The following is a 19,761-nucleotide window of genomic DNA, read 5'->3' as shown; positions in this document are numbered from 1 at the left end:
CGCGCCATGCGTTCCCACCCCTTGCCCCCGCTCGCCGCGCCTGCGAAAAGCGCCGGCATGATCGTTCTCGACGATATTTCCCTGCGCCTCGCCGGGCGCCTGCTCATCGACCATGCCTCGGTGGCCATCCCCGAGAATGCGCGGGTCGGCGTGGTCGGGCGCAACGGCTCGGGCAAGACCACCCTGTTCAAGGCCCTGGTGGGCGAGCTGGAGCTGGAATCCGGCGCCATCCGCATGCCCAACCGCACTCGCATCGGCCGGGTGGCGCAGGAGGCGCCGGCGGGGCCGGATTCGCTCATCGAGCGCGTGCTGGCCGCCGATACCGAGCGCGCCGCGCTGCTGACGGAGCGCGAGGCCGCCGCCGATCCCATGCGCATGGGCGAGATCGAGATGCGCCTGCTCGACATCGACGCCTATTCCGCCCCCGCCCGCGCCGCCACCATCCTCGCCGGCCTCGGCTTCGACGAGAGCGCGCAGGCGCGGCCCTGCTCGGAATTCTCGGGCGGCTGGCGCATGCGCGTGGCGCTCGCCGCGCTGCTGTTCACCGAGCCCGACCTGCTTCTGCTCGACGAGCCCACCAACTATCTCGACCTCGAAGGCACCCTGTGGCTCCAGGACTACCTCGCGCACTACCCGCGCACGGTGATCCTCATCAGCCATGACCGCGACCTGCTCGACACCAGCGTCGACCACATCCTGCACCTCACCGGGCAGAAGCTGACCCTCTACAAGGGCGGCTTCAGCTCGTTCGACCGCCAGCGGCGCGAGCGGCTGCTGCTGGACCAGAAGGCGCGCAAGAAGCAGGAGATGCAGCGTGCCCACATGGAATCCTTCGTCGCCCGCTTCCGCGCCAAGGCCACCAAGGCCAAGCAGGCCCAGTCCCGCCTCAAGGCGCTGGCCCGCATGGAGCCGCTGGCCGCCCAGGTGAGCGAGGAGGGGGCGTCCATCTCCATCCGCCATCCCGAGCGGCTCCTCTCGCCGCCTATCGTGGTCATGGACCATGTGTCGGTCGGCTATGTGCCCGGCAAGCCGATCCTGCGGAACCTCGATCTTCGCATCGACGAGGACGACCGGATCGCGCTGCTCGGCCCCAACGGCAACGGCAAGTCCACCTTCGCCAAGCTCCTCGCCGGCCGGCTGAAGGAGGAGAGCGGCAGCCTCGTGCGCGCCGACAGGCTGGAAGTGGCCTATCTCGCCCAGCACCAGATCGACGAGCTGGTCCCCGGCGACAGCCCCGCCCAGCACGTGCGCAAGCTCATGCCCGACGCGCCCGAGGCCCGGGTGCGGGCGCGGGCGGCGGAGATGGGGTTTTCCGGCGGGGCCGCCGACACCAAGGTCGCGTCCCTCTCGGGCGGCGAGAAGGCGCGCCTGCTGCTGGGGCTCGCCACCTTCAACGGCCCGCATTTGCTCATCCTCGACGAGCCCACCAACCACCTGGACATCGAGGCGCGCGCCGCCCTCATCGAGGCGCTGAACGACTTTCCCGGCGCGGTCATCCTCGTCTCCCACGACCGGCACCTGCTGGAGGCCTGCGCCGAGCGGCTGTGGCGCGTCGCCGGCGGCACCGTGAAGGCCTATGAAGGCGACCTCGACCAGTACCGCACCGAGGTGCTGTCGCGCTCCGACGGCGACCGCATGACCGATTCCGGCCGCAAGGACAGTGCCGAGACGAAGAAGGGCACCCCGGCCGACCAGAAGCGCAAGACGCCCACCGGCCCGCTCAAGAAGCGCGTCCGCGAGCTGGAAGCCAGCGTGGAGAAGCTGGAGAAGGAAATCGCCGGCATCGACGCCAAGCTCGCCGAGCCGGACCTGCATGCCCGGAAGCCGTTCGATGCCGCCCGCTTCGCCAAGGCCCGCGCCGAGGCGGTGGAGAAGCTCGCCGCGGCGGAAGAGGAATGGCTCGCCGTCAGCGCCGAGCTCGAGGCCGCGGCCGGCTCGTAGGCGCCGCCGGGGCCGCCCGCGCCGCTTCGGGCGCCTGCATCAGCGCCGTCAGCGCCTGCGCGGCGCGCGAGTGGTACCGATCGGCGTGGCGCAGCGCGTAGAAGCGGCGCGCCGGAAAGCCCAGCGGCAGCTGGCGCAGGGTGCCGGTGGCGAGCCCCGCCGCCGCCACCAGGTCCGAGATCACCGTTGCCCCGGCCCCAGCCGCCACCGCGCTGATGACCGCCTCGTTGGACGGCAGCTCCAGCACCACCTTGAGCCCCGCCGGATCGAGCCCGGACGCGCGCAGCGCATCCTCGAACACCTGCCGTGTGCCCGAGCCGGGCTCGCGCAGCACGAACGGCAGCTCGAACAGGTCCGCCGGCGTCAGCGCGCGCCGCGCCGCGAACGGGTGGCCGGCCGCCGTCACCAGCACCAGCCGGTCCCCCGGCACGGCGGTGCGGGCGAGGAGCGGCTCCTCCACCTCGCCTTCCACGAAGCCGAGATCGGCGGTCCCCTCCCGCACCGCCGCCGCCACCTGCGTGGTGTTGCCGATGACCACCGACAGCGCGATGTCCGGATAAAGCTGGTGGAAGCGATTGAGCAGGGGACCGAGCCAGTAGTTGGCGATGGTCTGGCTGGCCTGGAGCGCGAGGCGCCCGCGCCTCAGGCCGGAGAGATCGGCCAGCACGGTCTCGGCGGCGGCGGCGCGGGCGAGCACGGCGTCCGCTTCCGGCACGAAGGCGCGCCCCGCTTCGGTCAGCTCGATCCGCCGCCCCACCCGGTGGAACAGGGCGACGCCGCAGGAAGCCTCCAGCGCCGCGACCGAGGCGCTGACCGCCGACTGGGTCATGTGAAGCTGGGCGGCGGCGCGCGTCATGTGCAGGGCGCGGGCGACGGCGACGAAGACCCGCAATTGCTCCAGCGTCATCGTGGCTCCGCCTGCCCGCGCTCAGGCGTCGCGCGGGCCTTGATTCTGCGGGATCCCGCTCAGGCGCCGCGCGGGCTTTCGCTCACATCAGCGTCTTGATCAGGATAAGGCTCAGCGCCGAGATGAAAAGCCAGGCGGCGGCACCGAGAAGCAGGGGCTTGATGCCCTTGAGGCGCAGCTTGGCGATGTCGGTCTCCAGCCCCATGGCGCCCAGCGCCACCGCGAGCAGGAAGGTGGTGGTGGTGGCGACCGGCATCTTCACCTCCGCCGGCACCCATCCGCTCGAAGCCACCATCACCATGGCGATGAAGCCGAACACGAACCACGGCATTGGCGGGCTGGCATGGCCGGCCGCCTTGTCGCCGCGGGCGCGGATGACGGCGGCGGCGCCGAGGCCGATGACCAGGGGCGCGAGCAGCATCACCCGCGACAGCTTCGCCACCGTGCCGAACTCGCCGGCCTGCTGGCCGCCCTGGAAGGCGGCGGCCACCACCTGCGCCACCTCGTGGATGGAGGCGCCGGTCCACAGGCCGAAGCCGTGCGCGTCGAGGCCCGTATAGGGCAGGAGCACCGGCATCAGCAGCATGGACAGCGAGCCGAAGACGGTGACGCAGGCCACCGCATAGGCCACATCCTCGTCCGAGCCACGGGTGACCGTGTTGGTGGCGATCACCGCCGAGGCGCCACAGATGGCGGTGCCGGCCGCGATCAGCTCGGACAATTGCTTGTCCACCCCCATCAGCCGGCCCAGCCAGCGGGTGGCGAAGAAGGTAGCGAACAGGGTTCCGGCGACGATGAGGAAGCCGGTGAGCCCCACCGAGCGCACCTGCTCGAAGGTGAGCTGGAGGCCCAGCAGCACGATGGCGAAGCGCAGGATGCGGCGCAGCGCGAACTTCACCCCCGGCTTGGCGATGGCCGCCGTGCCGAAGATGTTGTGCAGGGCCATGCCGATGGCGATGGCGAGGATAAGCGGGCTCACCAGCCCCATGCCGGGGATCTGCCGCAACCCGTAGGCGGAGGCGGCGATGAGCACGGTGTAAGCGAGGCCCGGCAGGATGCCGCCGAAGGCCGTGGCAAGCGGACCACCTCCGCGGGCGAGCGGGGACGGTGCGAGCGTGGCAGGGTCGGCGACGGTCTTGTCGGTCATGGCGGGGCTCCAGAAGTGACACGGAGCATGCAGCGGCACAATCAATCGATCAAACGAGTTGTATTTCTACAATTGATCGATTTATTTGATTATATGGCATGCCGGCACCGGATGCGCCGACAGCCCGGCCCTCGCGGGCAGGGCCGGCGCCGGCCCGGAAGCCTCACCGCTCGGCAAAGGCCTTCTCCACCACGAAGGTCTCGGGCCGATGGCCGGCGCCCTCGGCGAAGCCACGTCCTTCGAGGAGCTCGCGCGTGTCGGCGATCATCTGCGGCGAGCCGCACAGCATGACCCGGTCATGGGCCGGGTCGAGGTCGGGCAGGCCGAGATCGGCGAACAGCCGCCCGCTCTCCATCAGGTCGGTGACGCGGCCGCGATTGCGGAACGGCTCGCGCGTCACGGTCGGATAATGCAGCAGCTGGGCGGCGGCGTATTCGCCGAGGAAATCGTTGGCCTTGAGGTCCGCCACCACCTGCTCCCCATAGGCCAGCTCCGCCACCTCGCGGCAGCCGTGCACCAGCACGATGTGCTCGAAGCGCTCATAGGCCTCCGGGTCCTTGGCGATGGACACGAACGGCGCCAGCCCGGTGCCGGTGGCGAGAAGATAGAGCCTTTTGCCGGGCTTCAAATTGTCCAGCAGCAGCGTGCCGGTGGGGCGGCGGCCGACGAGGATGGGATCACCCGGCTTCAGCGCCTGCAGGCGCGAGGTGAGCGGGCCGTCCGGCACCTTGATGGAGAAGAATTCCAGCGTGTCCTCATGGGGCGCGCAGGCGAGTGAATAGGCGCGCAGCAGCGGCCTGTCGGCCACCGGCAGGCCGATCATGGTGAACTGGCCGCTCTTGAAGCGGAAGGCGGTGTCGCGGGTGGCGGTGAAGGAGAAGAGCCGGTCGGTCCAGTGGCGGACATCGAGGACGGTCTCGGTGTTGAGATTGCTCATGGCTCTCCCCTCACGCCAGCGACGACGGGGACGGGCCGGCGGAGGACTGGCCCGGTGCCGCCGAGAAGGCGCTCTCGAACTTGCCGTCCACGTCCATCCAGTCCGAGGCGTCGGCCGGCGGCTCCTTCTTCTCGGCGATGTTCGGCCACAGGGCGGCATATTCGGCGTTGAGCGCCAGCCAGCGCGCCGCCTCAGGATCGCTGTCGGCGGAAATGGCGGCGGCCGGGCATTCGGGCTCGCACACGCCGCAATCGATGCATTCGTCCGGATTGATGACGAGCATGTTCTCGCCCTCATAGAAGCAGTCCACCGGGCAGACCGAGACGCAATCCATGAATTTGCAGCGGATGCATTTGTCGGTGACGACGTAGGCCATGGGGCAGGGTCCCGTTGTTGTTCTCCTTTATTTTAGCCGGACCGGCGCTCGGCCTTCAGGACTAAGACCTTGACGGGTCAATTAATTGCGGATTTTCCAGGACGCTTGACGACCGCACGAAATCCGCTGGCGCGCCGCGCCGGGACCGGAGGAGGAATGGGTCCTCCAGTCGAGCAACCGTGTTTGCGGCTGCGAGGGATGTGTCGTCCTTTTGCCGTGACGGCGGTTGGAGAACGCAGGCGCCCTGCATTCCCCGGACGCATGCAGCGACAGCGGAATGCGAGCCGGGGCCCAGCACAAAGAGACCGCCGAAGGCGCTGCCTTCAACAGCGGTCCTGGACTTTGACCCGCTGCGCGGGATCCCGGCTCTCCTTCCACTGCGCTGCGCTCCGTTTCAGTCGGCCGGGAAACGATGGATGGCTCCGGTCAAGCCGGAGGGCGAGGGTGGGATGTCACACCACCTGCGCGAGGTTCGAACCGTTGAGGTTCACCGCGAGGCCCTTCAGCGCGTCCTCGTTCAGCTCGCCGCCCATGGCCTTCAGGCTCTCCTCGCGGATCAGGGCGCCGAGGTCGGCGCGCAGCTGGATGAAGTCGGGGGAGAGCTGGAGTGCCGCATCGCGCGGGCGGGCCAGCGGCACCGTCACCTCGGCCTTGATGGTGCCGGGACGCGCGGTCATCACGTAGATGCGGTCGGAGAGGAAGATCGCCTCGTCGATGTCGTGGGTCACGAACAGCACCGAGATGCCGAGCCGCTGCCAGAGGTTGGTGAGGATCTGCTGCATGATGATGCGCGTCTGCGCGTCGAGCGCGCCGAAGGGCTCGTCCAGCAGCAGCACCTTGGGCCCGGTCGCCAGGGCGCGGACGATCCCCACCCGCTGCTTCATGCCGCCGGACAGGCGGTCGGGATAATGGTCCTCGAAGGCGGAAAGGCCGGCAAGGCCGAGCAGCGTGCGCGCCGCCACCGCCCGCTCGGAACGGCCCAGTCCGCGCATCTTGAGGCCGAACTCCACGTTCTCCCGCACCGTCTTCCACGGGAACAGGGAATATTGCTGGAACACCATGCCCCGGTCAGCCGAGGGGCCCTTCACCGCCTCCCCGTCCACGGTGACCCGCCCGGCCGTGGGCTTGAGGAAGCCCGCCACCGCGTTGAGCAGGGTGGACTTGCCGCAGCCGGAGGGGCCGATGATGGAGACGAACTCGCCGGGCCGCACCACGAGATCGGCGTCGCTGACCGCCACCATGGCGCCATCGAGGGTGTCGTAGGCCAGATGGAAATCGCTGACCTCGATCAGGCCGGTCTGGGCGGGAGGGACGGGAGGAACAGCCATGGCGCGCCTCGCTTTCGTTTGGCTCATTTGGCCCGGGACCAGGGCGTCACCGCCCGCCCGAGAAGCCGGATGAGGAAGGAGGAGGCGAGCCCGAGCACGCCGATGGTGATCATGCCCAACGCGATGTCGGGATACTGCACCAGGGAATAGGCCTCCCAGGTGAAATAGCCGATGCCGAACTGGCCGGAGATCATCTCCGCCGCGATCAGCGACACCCAGGCGACCCCCATGCCCACGGTGAGGCCGGTGAAGATCTGCGGCAGCACCGCCGGGAAGTAGACCTCGCGGAAGGTCGCCCGCTCGCTCGCCCCGAGGCAGCGGGCGGCGCGCACCAGCACCTCGTCCACATTGGCCATGCCGTGCAGGGTGTTGATGAGGATGGGAAAGAACGAGCCGAGGAAAGTGATGAAGACGATGCTCTCCTCGTTGGTCGGCCACAGCATGATGGACATGGGCACCCAGGCGATGGCCGGGATGGGCCGCAGCACCTCGGACACCGGGAACACGAAGTCCTTCAGCAGCTGGAAGCGCCCCATCAGCAGGCCCAACGGCACCGCGACGAGGGTGGCGATGGCGAAGCCGAGGAAGATGCGGCGACAGGAAATATAGATGTGGTCGAAGAAGGCGCCGGTGGAAAAGGCGGTGCGGGCGCTTTCCAGCACCTGCTCGGGCGAGGGCACGTTCACGAAGCGCACGTAGAGGATCATGCGGTTGCTGGTGAGCACGTGCCAGGCGAGGATGAAGAGGCCGATGGAAAGGGCGCCGAGCAGGATCGCCCGGATCGCCGCGGCATTGAGCTTCACCCAGCGCCGCGCCCGCCCCAGGGGGGAGCGGTCGGGCGCGGGGGCAGCCGGCGCCTCCGGGCGCTCCGGCCGCAACAGGATGGGCCCCGGCGCCGCCACGGCGGCACCCCTTCCCTCCACGCCCGCCAGGTGCAGGGGAGCGGAGGGGGACACGAGCGTTTTCGCCATGGCGGTCTGCATGGCGCTCACCCGCGGCCCGCGGTGGCGGCCTTCAGCGCGTCGCCGAAGGACATCACCTTGCCGCCATCCTTGGCCGCAGCGGCCTCCGCGTCGGCCTTGAGCAGGAAGGGCAGGATCTCCGCCTTGCCGTCCTTCGTCGTGCCCACCGCATAGAAGGCCTCGCTGGCGAACAGCTTGATGCCGCGGGCGCTGTCGAACAGATAGGTCATGCTCACCGTCTTGCCCTGGGCGGTCAGCTCGGCGAGCGCGCCCAGGGTGCAGGCGGGGCTGGAATAGGACTTGATGCCCTCGCCCTCGATCCAGATCTCGCCCGCCTTGCGCGGCGCGCTGATCTTGACCTTGCAGAAGGCGTCCTCGCCGGAGACCTCGTAATTGTCGGTGCTCGCCAGCTGCTTCTCGTAATCGAGGCCCAGTTCCTTGTAGGCTTGGCGGATATAGCTGTCGTTGACCCAGGCCTTGACGTCGAATTCCTTCATCCGCCCGAGCTTCTGCAGCACGGCGGCATCCTCGGCGGCGTCGGCCACCAGCTGCGGCTTGATGGTGGGGTCCATGGTCATGATGCCGCCCGGGCCGAGGAAGATGTAGACCACTTCCTTGTCGATGCCGGTCCACTTGGCGATCTGCTCGGCGGCGGTCTTGGGATCCTTGCGCACCCAGCCGTTCGCCTCGATGACCGCCTTCAGATAGCCGACCACCACCTCCGGATACTTCTCGGCGAAGTCGGTGCGCACCACCACGCCATGCCAGGTGGGGGCCCTGGTCTCCACGCCGTCGAAGATCTTGCGGGCGAAGCCGCGGAACGGCAGCAGCTCGGCGAAGGGGACGAAGTCGGCGTGGGCGTCGATCTTCTTTTCCTGGAGGTTGGTGGAGCCCACCTCCGGCGACTGGCTCACCAGCTTGAAGTAGTCATTGGGCCAGCCCTTGTCCTGCATGGCCTTGAGGATCATGCCATGGGCCGCCGAGCCGAACGGGACGGAGAGCACCTTGCCCTTCAGGTCCGACAGCTCGAAGTACGGCGAGTCCTTGTGCACCACCACCCCGTTGCCCGAGCCGAACAGGTTGTAGGCGGCGACCGAGATCAGCTGGGACTTGGACTGCGGATTGGACTGGAAGGTGTAGCCGTTCACCACCAGGGGATAATCCCCCATGCCGCCGAACTGGAGCTTGTCGGCCATCATGCCGTTGGTCACCGGCGGGCCGGAGGTGAAGTTCTGCCATTCGATGTTGTAGGTGGCGCCGGCATACTTGCCGTCCTTCGGCAGATACTTGTCGAGGAGCTTCAGCTCCTTGATCACCACACCCGTGGTCACCGTGTTGGTGGTGGTGTCCTGGGTGCCGATGCCGATGTTGATGGTCTCGGCGCCGGCGGGAAGAGCGGCGAGGGCGCTGGCGGCCGAAAGCGCCAGGGCCAGCGCGCGAAGGATCGAAGTTTGAACCACGGGGGTGCGAAGAAGCGCGGACGGGAACAGGGTCATCGGATCCACCTCTCGGGGCAGGACGGCTCTCGACCGTGATCTTCCGCCGCGAGCTTCGACCGGTTCAAAGGAAGATGATGCGCGCCTGTCGATTAGTTGCCTCCTTTACGGCCCCGCCCGTTTTTTCAGCAAGGCCTGCCTGTGATACCGGCGGCGCGCGGGCGGCCGGGGCGGCCGCGCTCAGCGATCACCGCGCATGGCGTGCAGGGCATCGAGGTCATAGACCACCAGCTTGGCCTTCTCCGCCTTCAGAACACCCTGCTCCTGCAGGCGCTTGAGGCTGATGGTGACCCATTGGCGCGTGGCCCCCACCATGTGGGCGAGGTCCGCGTGGGTGAAGGCGGTGCCGATGACCACGGCGCCTTCGTCCCTGACGCCGTAGGTGTCGGCGAGGTGGAGCAGCAGGTGGGCGAGACGCTCGGTGACGGAGCGTGTGCCCAGCATCTGGGCAAGGGCGGAATAGCACTTGCCCTTGAAGGTGACGCCCTCGATCAGGCCGATGGCGAAGGCGGGGATCTGGGCGATGAGGCGGCGCAAGGTCTTGCCGGTGAGATGCACCACCACCGAGTTGGTGGCGGCCACCCCCGACCAGACGTGCTGGCCCTGACCGAACAGTTCCGGGCCGCCGACGAAATTGCCGGCATCCCAGTAAGCCAGGGTGATCTCGCGAGCCGAGGGGGCGATGTAGAAGACTCGGATCCGGCCGCTCTCGATCAGGAAGATGCCGTCATGGGGCGTGCCTTGTGAAAACAGCATCTTGCCCCGATAGACCACCCGCTTCTGACCCTCGCGCAGCACCTCCTCCCGCTCCTTGGCGGTGAGGCGCTGGAACAGCAGGGGCGGCCCGTTGGTCAGCGCCGCATTCTCGGTCAGCAGCAGGGCCTGGGCCGGGTTCGCGGTCGCGAGCAAGGGCGACGCGGGGGCCGGAGGGTGTCCCTGATGGGAGGCGGTCTGCATGCGGCTTCTCCCGGTTGGATGGATTCCAATCCGCAAGAAGCGTACCAATATATAAATAATTTTGTCGATCAATTTAATATAAATATTGTGGCGGCAAAGCTCCCGCCGATCCAGCGTGCCGGCGCATTCCGGCGGCCCTTACGGGCTGGTCTTCTTGGCGTCGAACAGGGCCAGCGCCTCGGTCCGCAGGACCCCGCCGGTGATCTCCACCTGCGCGAACGGCGCGTGCCGCGCCATCAGCTGGGCCACCGCCTGCGCCGACATGGTGATCTGGCCGAGCCGAGCCGCGATATCGTCCACCGACGCCGCGAACACCACGCGGGAAATGCCGCACCAGATGATGGCGCCCATGCACATGGCGCACGGTTCGCCGGAGGTGTAGAGCGTCGTCCCCTTCAGCTCCTCCGGTGGCCGGGTGGCGACGAAGCGGCGGATGGCCACCATCTCCCCATGGGCGGTGGGATCGGCGAGCCGCCGGCCGAGATTGAGACCGCGCACCAGCACCTGCCCGTCGCGGGTGATCACGGCGCCGAACGGATAGTCCGCCTCCGCCGCAAGGGCGATGGCCTCGCGCATCAGCCGCTCGTCTTCCGGGCGGACCGGCACCAGGGTCGCTTCCGCACGGGCTTCGCGGGGAAAGAGGTCGAGCACGCTTCCACCGGCCCCGATGGCCAGCGCCGTCAGCACCGCGCGGCGGGACGGAAGCGTTTTCGCGCTGGCCGCAGCGGCCGAGCCGTCCCGGTGATCGCCTTCTTGGCCCCAATTTGCGCGGCCGTCGCCGTTTTGGCCGTTCCTGCCCCGACCGCTCCTGTCCTGGCGCTCAGGCATGGCTACCCCAGATTTGCAGGTGACGGCCAACAAGACCATGCCGGCCTTCACCCCACAAGTGGCGCTGCAGGCCGGGCCGCGGGCGTGACGCCGGCATCAGGGCAGGCGAGCGAAAAAGCAGAAAGCCCGGGCGTGCGGCCCGGGCTTTTCCAAATCGTGTCTTATTCGCCGACTCAGTGCCCGGTGCCACCGCCCCGCGCGCGCTCCAGCGCCTCGTAGACCTGCTGGAGATCGGCGAGGTGACGCTCCGCGCGCTGGCGCACCGCGTCGGCTGAAGCGTCGGCCACGTCTTCCCTGGCTTCCTGGATCTGCTGCTGCAGCGCCCCGAGATCCAGTTCCTCCAGAGGCTTCGCCTCTTCCGCGAGGATGGTGAGGCCGGCCGGGTTCACCTCGGCGAAGCCGCCGCGGACGAAGTAGCTCTTCGGAGCGGTGCCATCGCCCTTGATGGTGAGGATGCCCGGCTTCAGCATGCCGATGAAGGGGGCATGGCCAGCCAGCACGCCGAACTCGCCTTCCGCGCCGGGGACGATGACTTCCGTCACCGCGCCGGAAAATACGAGCCGCTCGGGGGAGACCAGCTCAAAGGGTAAGGTCGCCATCTTTGTCGTCTCCGGGTCGGCCCCTCGAAAGGGTTCCGCTCACGTCCGCCCCGGCGCGATCGCGCCCGGCGGCCTTCATTGTCCCATGCGGGGAGCCGCCATGCCGGAGCGGTCGTTCCGCCCCCGCAGGTCCGGCTCCTCGGCGCCCGTCGCGGGCGTCAGCGTCGGCGGTCGGCCACGAAGCCGACGCCGAGCCCGATGATCGCGCCCACCACGGCGGCAATGCCGATGTGGCGGGACTGCTCCGAGGTCAAGCCGCCGCCCGGGCGCTCGCCCTGGAGCTTGATGTCGATGCCCGGCAGGTGGATTTCCGCCACCTGCGGGCGGGTGAGCCAGCCGACGAGGCCGCCCGCCGCGAGACCGAGAACGAGGCAGAGGATCTTGGTGTTCATCTCAGTCCTCCACCCCGCTCAGGGGATCACGCCGCCTCGGCGGCGAGCTTCTTGCCCTTCTCGATGGCTTCGTCGATGGAACCCACCATGTAGAAGGCCTGTTCCGGCAGGTAGTCGTACTTGCCTTCCACCAGGCCCTTGAAGCCGGAGATGGTGTCCTTCAGGTCCACCAGCTTGCCGGGCGAGCCGGTGAAGACTTCCGCCACATGGAACGGCTGCGAGAGGAAGCGCTCGATCTTGCGGGCGCGGGCGACCGTGATCTTGTCCTCTTCCGACAGCTCGTCCATGCCGAGGATGGCGATGATGTCCTGCAGCGCCTTGTAGCGCTGCAGCGTCTGCTGCACCTGGCGCGCCACGTTGTAGTGCTCCTCGCCGATGACCAGCGGCGAGAGGATGCGCGAGGTCGAGTCGAGCGGGTCCACCGCCGGGTAGATGCCCTTTTCCGCGATGGATCGGGACAACACGGTGGTGGCGTCCAGATGGGCGAAGGAGGCGGCGGGCGCCGGGTCGGTCAGATCGTCGGCGGGCACGTAGATGGCCTGCACCGAGGTGATCGAGCCCTTGGTGGTGGTGGTGATGCGCTCCTGCAGGGCGCCCATGTCGGTGGCGAGCGTCGGCTGGTAGCCCACCGCCGAGGGAATGCGGCCGAGCAGCGCCGACACTTCCGAGCCGGCCTGGGTGAAGCGGAAGATGTTGTCCACGAAGAACAGCACGTCCTGGCCCTGGTCGCGGAAGTGCTCGGCAACGGTGAGGCCGGTCAGCGCCACGCGGGCGCGGGCGCCCGGAGGCTCGTTCATCTGGCCGTAGACCAGGGCGCACTTGGAGCCGGCGGCCGAGCCGTCATGCTCGTGCGGGTCCACGTTCACCTTGGACTCGATCATCTCGTGATAGAGATCGTTGCCCTCGCGGGTGCGCTCGCCGACGCCGGCGAACACCGAATAGCCGCCGTGCGCCTTGGCGATGTTGTTGATCAGCTCCATGATCAGCACGGTCTTGCCCACGCCGGCGCCGCCGAACAGGCCGATCTTGCCGCCCTTGGAGTAAGGCGCCAGCAGGTCCACCACCTTGATGCCGGTGACCAGGATCTCGGCTTCCGTGGACTGGTCCGCATAGGAGGGGGCGGGCTGGTGGATGGCGCGCTTGGCGTCGCCGACCACCGGGCCGAGCTCGTCCACCGGCTCGCCGATCACGTTCATGATGCGGCCGAGGGTCGCCTCGCCGACGGGCACCAGGATGGGGGAGCCCGTGTCGGTGACGGGCTGGCCGCGCACCAAGCCCTCGGTGGCGTCCATCGCGATGGTGCGAACGGTGTTCTCGCCGAGATGCTGGGCCACTTCGAGCACCAGGCGGTTGCCGTGGTTGGTGGTCTCAAGCGCGTTCAGGATTTCCGGCAGATGGCCATCGAACTGCACGTCGACAACGGCGCCGATGACCTGGGTGATGCGTCCGGTGGGATTCGCCATGTTCGTCGTCCTTTGTCCTCGTCCACGCCGCGGTCAGAGCGCTTCGGCGCCGGAGATGATTTCGATAAGTTCTTTCGTGATCATGGCCTGACGCGTCCGGTTGTAGATCAGCGTCTGCTTCTTGATCATGTCGCCCGCATTGCGGGTGGCGTTGTCCATGGCGCTCATCTGCGAGCCGTAGAAGGACGCCTGGTTTTCCAGGAGCGCGCGGAAGATCTGCACCGCGATGTTGCGCGGCAGGAGGTCCGCGAGGATCTCCTCTTCCGTCGGCTCATACTCGTAGACCGGCCCGGCCTCGCTCTCGTCCCGCTCGGGGAAGCTGGCGGGGATGATCTGCTGGGCGGTGGGCACCTGCGAGATCACGCTGCGGAAATGCGAGTAGAACAGCGTGCACACATCGAACGCGCCCTGGTCGAGCAGCGACAGGATCCGGCCGGCGATGTCGTCGGCGTTCTTGAAGCCGAGCGTGCGCACGGTGCGCAGGTCCACGAGCTCGATGATGCGGTCCGGGTAGGTCCGGCGCAGCTGGTCGTAGCCCTTGCGGCCGACGCAGAAGAACTTGACGTCCTTCCCCTCGCCGAGGAGCTGCTGCGCCTTCTCGCGGGCGAGCCGCACGATGGCGGTGTTGAAGGCACCGCACAGGCCGCGCTCGCCGGTGCACACCAGCAGGAGATGCTTCTGCGACTGCCCGGTGCCGGAGATCAGCACCGGCGCCTGCCCCGCCCCGACGATGCCGGCGGCGAGATTGCCCAGCACCGTCTCCATGCGCTCGGCATAGGGACGGGCCGCTTCCGCCGCCATCTGGGCGCGACGCAGCTTCGCCGCGGCGACCATCTGCATCGCCTTGGTGATCTTCTGCGTCGCCTTCACCGAGGCGATGCGGTTTCTAAGGTCTTTCAGGCTCGCCATCGCGCCCGTCCGTCAGGTTCGAGGAACGAAGGGCGCCGCTCAGGCGAAGCTCTTGGCGAAGGCGTCGAGGGCCTTGGTCAGCTTCTCGGCGGTGTCCTTGCTGAGTTCCTTCGAGGTCCGGATCGCCTCGAGGATCTCCGGGTGCTGCGTGCGCAGCGCCAGGAGGACGCCCTGCTCGAACTCGCGCACCTTGGAGACCGGCAGCGGGTCGAGATAGCCGTTGGTGCCGGCGAAGATCACCGCCACCTGCTCTTCCACCTTGAGAGGCGAGAACTGGCTCTGCTTCAGCAGCTCGGTGAGGCGGGCGCCACGGTTGAGCAGCTTCTGCGTGGAGGCGTCGAGGTCGGAGCCGAACTGGGCGAAGGCGGCGAGCTCGCGATACTGGGCGAGCTCGCCCTTGATCTTGCCCGCCACCTGCTTCATCGCCTTGATCTGGGCCGAGGAGCCCACGCGCGACACCGACAGGCCCACGTTCACCGCCGGGCGGATGCCCTGGTAGAACAGGTCGGACTCAAGGAAGATCTGCCCATCGGTGATGGAGATCACGTTGGTCGGGATGTAGGCCGACACGTCGTTGGCCTGGGTCTCGATCACCGGCAGGGCGGTCAGCGAGCCGGCGCCGTGCTCGTCATTGAGCTTGGCGGCGCGCTCCAGCAGGCGGGAATGGAGGTAGAACACGTCGCCGGGATAAGCCTCGCGGCCCGGCGGGCGGCGCAGCAGCAGCGACATCTGGCGGTAGGCCACGGCCTGCTTGGACAGGTCGTCGTGGATGATGAGGGCATGCATGCCGTTGTCACGGAAATACTCGCCCATGGCGGTGCCGGTGAACGGCGCCAGGAACTGCATCGGCGCCGCGTCCGAGGCGGTGGCGGCCACGATGATGGAATATTCCAGCGCCCCCTGCTCTTCCAGCACCTTCACGAACTGGGCGACGGTGGAGCGCTTCTGGCCCACCGCGACGTACACGCAGTAGAGCTTGGCCTTCTCGTCCGTGCCCTGGTTGATGGGCTTCTGGTTGAGGATCGAATCGAGCGCCACGGCGGTCTTGCCGGTCTGGCGGTCGCCGATGATCAGCTCGCGCTGGCCGCGGCCGATGGGGATCAGCGCATCAATGGCCTTGAGGCCGGTCTGCATCGGCTCGTGCACCGACTTGCGCGGGATGATGCCCGGCGCCTTCACGTCGACGCGGCGACGCTCGGTGAACATGATCGGGCCCTTGCCGTCGATCGGGTTGCCGAGGGCATCCACGACGCGGCCGAGCAGGCCCTTGCCGACCGGGGCGTCGACGATGGCGCCGGTGCGCTTGACGGTCTGGCCTTCCTTGATCTCGCGGTCGGAACCGAAGATCACGATACCTACGTTGTCGATTTCGAGGTTCAGCGCCATGCCGCGCGTGCCGTTCTCGAACTCGACCATCTCGCCGGCCTGGACGTTGTCGAGGCCATAGACGCGGGCGATGCCGTCACCGACGGAGAGAACCTGCCCGACCTCGGACACCTCGGCTTCCTGGCCGAAGTTCTGGATCTGCTCTTTCAGGATGGCAGAAATTTCAGCGGCTCGAATGTCCATCAGCGGACCTCTTTCATCGCATGCCGGATAGAATTGAGTTTGGTCTTGAGCGAGGCGTCGACCATGCGGGAGCCGAGCTTCACGATGAGACCACCGAGGATGGACGGATCGACGGTCACGTCGAGATTCACGTCCTTGCCGGTCTTTTCCGCCAGCGTCTCCTTCAGCGCGGCGAGGTGCGCATCGCTCATGGGCGTGGCCACCGTCACCTGCGCCGTCGTCTCGCCGCGATGGGCGGCGACGATGGCGGCGTAATCCACGATCATGCGTGGCAGCGCGAACAGGCGGCGGTTCTGCGCCACCAGCTTCACGAAGTTTCCGGACAGGCCGGAAATGCCCGCCCGATCCAGGACCGCGGAGATGGCCTTCAGCTGTTCCTCGGCCGAAAAGACCGGGCTCTTCACCAGCCGCGCCAGATCCGCGCTTTCCGCAATCATCACCGACAGCTGGTCCAGATCCGCCTTGACGGAATCGACCGCGCCGGCCTCAGTCGCCAGTTCGAACAGCGCGGTCGCGTAGCGCCCCGCCATGCCTGACACGATCGTATCCGCCACCCCGCACCTCTCTCGGACTTCCAGGAAGAAGCGGCACACCGTGTGCCGCGACGGCCCAAGCCCTTGATCTGTTGGGAATATTCAAAATTGACCCCGCGAGAGGGCTGAACCCGCCCCTCGAAATCCCGGTGTGCCTAACACAGGGCGATCTGGGCGGCAACATGACCGAAGGATGGCACCTAGGCCGCATTGCCGCACCGGGAGCCCGTGTTACCGCCGCCACCCCCGCCCAAGGCCTTATGCGGTGCCGAGAAACTGCTTCAGCTCGGTGGTCTGCGGATGGGCGAACACTTCTTCGGGCGGGCCAATCTCGTGCACCCGTCCCTGGTGCATGAACACCACGCGGTCGCACACCTCGCGGGCGAAGCGCATCTCATGGGTCACCATGAGCAGCGTCATCCCTTCCTCGGCGAGGCTCTTCACCACGGCGAGCACCTCGTTCACCAGCTCTGGGTCGAGGGCGGAGGTGATTTCGTCGCAGAGCAGGGCGAGCGGCTTCATGGCCAGCGCCCGGGCGATGGCGACGCGCTGCTGCTGGCCGCCGGAGAGCTGGTCCGGATAGGCGTCGAACTTGTGGGCCAGGCCCACCTGCTCCAGGCGGGCGCGCGCCTCCGCCTCGGCCTCCTTCTCCTTCACCTTCTTCACCACCATGGGCGAGAGCATCACGTTGCGCCCGGCGGTGAGGTGGGGGAACAGGTTGAAGCCCTGGAAGATCATGCCGACCTTGAGCCGGAGCGCCCGCAGGTGCACCTCGTCGGGCAGGAGCTGGGCGCCGGCCACGGTGATGGAGCCGTCATTGATGGTCTCCAGTCCGTTGATGCAGCGCAGCAGCGTCGACTTGCCCGAGCCCGACTTGCCGATGATGGCGATGACCTCGCCCGGCGCGACGTCGAGGTTGATGCCCTTCAGCACCTCGTTCTGGCCGAAGCTCTTGCGCACCTCAGTGATGGTGATGAGCGACATTCAGCTTCCTCTCCAGGATCTGGCTCGACTTCGAAAGGGGCCAGCACAGGGCGAAATAGATGAGGGCGGCGAAGCCATAGACGGTGAACGGCTCGAACGTAGCGTTGGTGATGATGGTGGCGGCCTTCGACAGCTCGACGAAGCCGATGATCGAGGTCAGCGCCGTGCCCTTCACCACCTGCACCGAGAAGCCCACCGTGGGCGGCACGGCGATGCGCAGGGACTGGGGCAGGATCACGTGGCGCAGCTGCTCGGGAAAGGTCATGGCCAGGGACGAGGACGCCTCCCACTGCCCCTTGGGGATCGATTCCACGCAGCCGCGCCAGATCTCGGCGAGGAAGGCGGAGGTCCACAGGGTGAGCGAGACGGCGGCCGCCGCCCAGGACGAGACGTCGAGGCCGAGCAGCGGCAGGCCGAAGAAGATCAGGAACAGCTGCATCAGCAGCGGGGTACCCTGGAACAGCTCGATATAGAGCGCCGCCGCCCGCCGCAGCCACGCCCGCCGGGCGATGCGGGCATAAAGGACGCAGAGCCCGACCACGCCCCCGCCCACGAACGCGGCAAGGGAGAGCAGCACCGTCCAGCGGGCGGCCAGAAGCAGGTTCGAGACGATGTCCCAGGTGGAGAAGGCGGTCATCTTGCGGCCCTCCGGCGCGGAAAGAGGATGAGGCCGATGCCGCGCATGGCCTGCCGCAGCAACACCGCGAGCAGAAGGTAGATCAGGGTGGCGAGGATATAGACCTCGAAGGCGCGGAAGGTGCGCGACTGGATGAAGTTGGCGGCGAAGGTCAGCTCCTCCACCGAGATCTGCGAGCACACCGCCGAGCCGAACATGACGATGACCATCTGCGAGGAGAGGGCCGGCCAGATCTTCTGCAAGGCGGGGACGAGCACCACGTGGCGGAAGGTCTGCAGCGGGCTCATGGCGAGGGAGGCGCCCGCCTCGAACTGCCCGCGCGGCGTCGCCTCGATGCCGGCGCGGATGATCTCGCAGGCATAGGCGCCGAGATTGACCACCATGGCGAGGATGGCCGCTTGCATCTCGGTCAGCGAGACCCCGGCCGCCGGCAGGCCGAAGAAGATGAAGAACAGCTGGATCAGGAACGGCGTGTTGCGGATCAGCTCCACATAGGCGGAGACGATGGGCTTCAGCCAGCCTGGCCCCAGCGCCCGCGCCCAGGCGCAGGCGATGCCCACCGCCACCCCGATGGCACCGCCGACGACAATCAGCTCCACGGTGACGGCGACGCCCTTGGCGATCACCGGCACATAGTCGCCGAGGGATGAGAAATCGAAGCTGTAGGCCATCTGCGCCCTTTCCCCCCATGCGCCATGCGGGCCGTGCAGGTCCCGGAAGGCGATGGCTTCCCCTCATCCGCCCCCCGCGGGGCCACTGCGCGATGCCGCCCCGCGTCCCGGACGCGCGGGCGTCGGCGGCACGCGAACCGGGCTCCGCGCGAGACGTCCGCGCGGCAGTCGTTTTCGGCGGGCCGAAGGTTCAGAAGCGCCCTCGGCGAACGCCTGCACCGGGCTCCGCCCCTGCCGCCGCTGACGCTTCAGCCGGCCGGAGCACGAATGTCCCTCACAGGTCCGCCGGCAGCGAAGCGCCCAGCCATTTCTGCGAGATCTTCTCCAGGCTGCCATCCGCCTTGGCGGCGGTGATGATGGCGTTCACCTTCTCCAGCAGCTTCGGCTCGTCCTTGTTGAGGCCGACATAGCAGGGCGAGTTCTTGATCAGCACCTTCACCTGCGGCTTCTTCGGCGGGTTGCGCGCGAGGATCGCGGCGGCCACCACGTTGCCGGTGGCCACCACCTTCACCTGGCCCGACAGGAAGGCGGAGATGGTGGAATTGTTGTCCTCGTAGCGCTTGATCTCGGCGGTGGGCGGGGCGACCTTGGTCAGCTCCAGGTCCTCCACCGAGCCACGGGTGACGCCCACCGTCATGCCGGCGATGTCCTCCACCTTCTCCACCTTCACGTCCGCCGGGCCGAAGATGCCGTTGAAGAAGGGGGCGTAGGCCACCGAGAAATCCATCACCTTCTCCCGCTCCGGATTCTTGCCGAGGCTGGAGATGACGAGGTCCACCTTCTTGGTCTGCAGATAGGGGATGCGGTTGGCGCTGGTCACCGGCACCAGCTCCGCCTTCACGCCCAGCTTGCTGGCGATGAGGTTGGCGACGTCGATGTCGTAGCCCACGGGCTTCAGGTCGGTGCCCACGGAGCCGAAGGGCGGGAAGTCCTGCGGCACGGCGATCTTGATGACACCGGCCTTCATGATGTCGGCGAGGGCCTCCGCCCGCGCGCCGGCGCTGGACAGGGCCAGCCCGGCCGGCAGGAGTGCGGCGAGCAGGGCGCCGCGCAGGACCGCCCCGACGGCGCCCCTCCGACCGAAACGGTTGTGATCCGTGCGCATTTTCCTGCCCCTTCTCCCGC

Annotated in this window: 20 protein-coding genes; 1 reads left to right on the top strand and 19 read right to left on the bottom strand. The window is 67.9% G+C overall.

From position 1 onward, the window contains the following. Window positions 1–57 precede the first annotated feature (57 nt). Window positions 58–1,941, top strand: coding sequence for an ABC-F family ATP-binding cassette domain-containing protein (locus EZH22_RS08655; RefSeq protein WP_203195253.1), 1,884 nt, complete (start codon window positions 58–60; stop codon window positions 1,939–1,941). Here the strand turns inward: EZH22_RS08655 and EZH22_RS08650 are convergent. The 19 genes from EZH22_RS08650 to EZH22_RS08560 form a co-directional block, all read right to left on the bottom strand. Beyond that, window positions 1,907–2,848, bottom strand: coding sequence for a LysR family transcriptional regulator (locus EZH22_RS08650; RefSeq protein WP_203195252.1), 942 nt, complete (start codon window positions 2,846–2,848; stop codon window positions 1,907–1,909). The two genes, EZH22_RS08655 and EZH22_RS08650, sit on opposite strands and share 35 nt — an antisense overlap. Before the next feature lie 82 nt (window positions 2,849–2,930). Beyond that, the gene (locus EZH22_RS08645; protein ID WP_203195251.1) at window positions 2,931–3,995 is read right to left on the bottom strand and encodes a YeiH family protein; all 1,065 of its coding nucleotides are present in this window, start codon (window positions 3,993–3,995) and stop codon (window positions 2,931–2,933) included. Between the two features lie 163 nt (window positions 3,996–4,158). Next, a complete protein-coding gene (locus EZH22_RS08640; RefSeq protein WP_203195250.1) occupies window positions 4,159–4,932 on the bottom strand; it encodes a ferredoxin--NADP reductase in 774 nt (257 codons plus the stop codon). A 10-nt stretch (window positions 4,933–4,942) separates the two neighbouring features. Continuing rightward, window positions 4,943–5,308, bottom strand: a complete 366-nt coding sequence (gene fdxA, locus EZH22_RS08635) for a ferredoxin FdxA (RefSeq protein WP_203195249.1) — start codon at window positions 5,306–5,308, stop codon at window positions 4,943–4,945. Window positions 5,309–5,760: 452 nt separating this feature from the next. After that, on the bottom strand, window positions 5,761–6,636 hold the full coding sequence (locus EZH22_RS08630; protein WP_203195248.1) for an ABC transporter ATP-binding protein: 876 nt from the start codon (window positions 6,634–6,636) through the stop codon (window positions 5,761–5,763). 23 nt (window positions 6,637–6,659) lie between these two features. Continuing rightward, window positions 6,660–7,607, bottom strand: a complete 948-nt coding sequence (locus EZH22_RS08625) for an ABC transporter permease (RefSeq protein ID WP_408647686.1) — start codon at window positions 7,605–7,607, stop codon at window positions 6,660–6,662. A gap of 17 nt (window positions 7,608–7,624) precedes the next feature. Next, the gene (locus EZH22_RS08620) at window positions 7,625–9,094 is read right to left on the bottom strand and encodes an ABC transporter substrate-binding protein (RefSeq protein ID WP_203195246.1); all 1,470 of its coding nucleotides are present in this window, start codon (window positions 9,092–9,094) and stop codon (window positions 7,625–7,627) included. A 180-nt stretch (window positions 9,095–9,274) separates the two neighbouring features. Next, window positions 9,275–10,051 carry a Crp/Fnr family transcriptional regulator gene (locus EZH22_RS08615; protein ID WP_203195245.1) on the bottom strand — a complete coding sequence of 259 codons (777 nt, stop codon included), beginning with the start codon at window positions 10,049–10,051 and terminating at the stop codon, window positions 9,275–9,277. A gap of 138 nt (window positions 10,052–10,189) precedes the next feature. Continuing rightward, window positions 10,190–10,702: a nucleoside deaminase gene (locus EZH22_RS08610; RefSeq protein ID WP_231711382.1), complete on the bottom strand. Its 513-nt coding sequence runs from the start codon at window positions 10,700–10,702 to the stop codon at window positions 10,190–10,192. Window positions 10,703–11,052: 350 nt separating this feature from the next. Then, window positions 11,053–11,478, bottom strand: a complete 426-nt coding sequence (locus EZH22_RS08605; protein WP_203195244.1) for a F0F1 ATP synthase subunit epsilon — start codon at window positions 11,476–11,478, stop codon at window positions 11,053–11,055. A 158-nt stretch (window positions 11,479–11,636) separates the two neighbouring features. Continuing rightward, window positions 11,637–11,870: a hypothetical protein gene (locus EZH22_RS08600; protein WP_203195243.1), complete on the bottom strand. Its 234-nt coding sequence runs from the start codon at window positions 11,868–11,870 to the stop codon at window positions 11,637–11,639. Between the two features lie 26 nt (window positions 11,871–11,896). Further along, window positions 11,897–13,333: a F0F1 ATP synthase subunit beta gene (gene atpD, locus EZH22_RS08595; RefSeq protein WP_203195242.1), complete on the bottom strand. Its 1,437-nt coding sequence runs from the start codon at window positions 13,331–13,333 to the stop codon at window positions 11,897–11,899. Between the two features lie 33 nt (window positions 13,334–13,366). Next, complete coding sequence (locus tag EZH22_RS08590; protein WP_203195241.1) at window positions 13,367–14,242, bottom strand: F0F1 ATP synthase subunit gamma; 876 nt, start codon at window positions 14,240–14,242, stop codon at window positions 13,367–13,369. Between the two features lie 39 nt (window positions 14,243–14,281). Next, window positions 14,282–15,811: a F0F1 ATP synthase subunit alpha gene (atpA, locus tag EZH22_RS08585; protein ID WP_203195240.1), complete on the bottom strand. Its 1,530-nt coding sequence runs from the start codon at window positions 15,809–15,811 to the stop codon at window positions 14,282–14,284. After that, entirely contained in the window at window positions 15,811–16,341 is a 531-nt protein-coding gene (locus tag EZH22_RS08580) for a F0F1 ATP synthase subunit delta (RefSeq protein WP_231711508.1), read from the bottom strand. The genes atpA and EZH22_RS08580 overlap by 1 nt, the downstream gene beginning before the upstream one ends. 261 nt (window positions 16,342–16,602) lie before the next feature. Then, window positions 16,603–17,328: an amino acid ABC transporter ATP-binding protein gene (locus EZH22_RS08575; protein ID WP_203195238.1), complete on the bottom strand. Its 726-nt coding sequence runs from the start codon at window positions 17,326–17,328 to the stop codon at window positions 16,603–16,605. Further along, entirely contained in the window at window positions 17,306–17,965 is a 660-nt protein-coding gene (locus tag EZH22_RS08570; RefSeq protein ID WP_203195237.1) for an amino acid ABC transporter permease, read from the bottom strand. Before EZH22_RS08570 ends, EZH22_RS08575 begins: the two co-directional genes overlap by 23 nt. Beyond that, entirely contained in the window at window positions 17,962–18,636 is a 675-nt protein-coding gene (locus EZH22_RS08565) for an amino acid ABC transporter permease (RefSeq protein WP_203195236.1), read from the bottom strand. The genes EZH22_RS08570 and EZH22_RS08565 overlap by 4 nt, the downstream gene beginning before the upstream one ends. 274 nt (window positions 18,637–18,910) lie before the next feature. Then, window positions 18,911–19,741 carry a transporter substrate-binding domain-containing protein gene (locus tag EZH22_RS08560; protein WP_231711381.1) on the bottom strand — a complete coding sequence of 277 codons (831 nt, stop codon included), beginning with the start codon at window positions 19,739–19,741 and terminating at the stop codon, window positions 18,911–18,913. Between the last annotated feature and the right edge of the window lie 20 nt (window positions 19,742–19,761).

Source organism: Xanthobacter dioxanivorans, from assembly GCF_016807805.1.
Taxonomy (GTDB): Bacteria; Pseudomonadota; Alphaproteobacteria; order Rhizobiales; family Xanthobacteraceae; genus Xanthobacter; species Xanthobacter dioxanivorans.
Note: the sequence above shows the minus strand (reverse complement) of the source record. Positions and strands in the feature narration are given on the sequence as shown.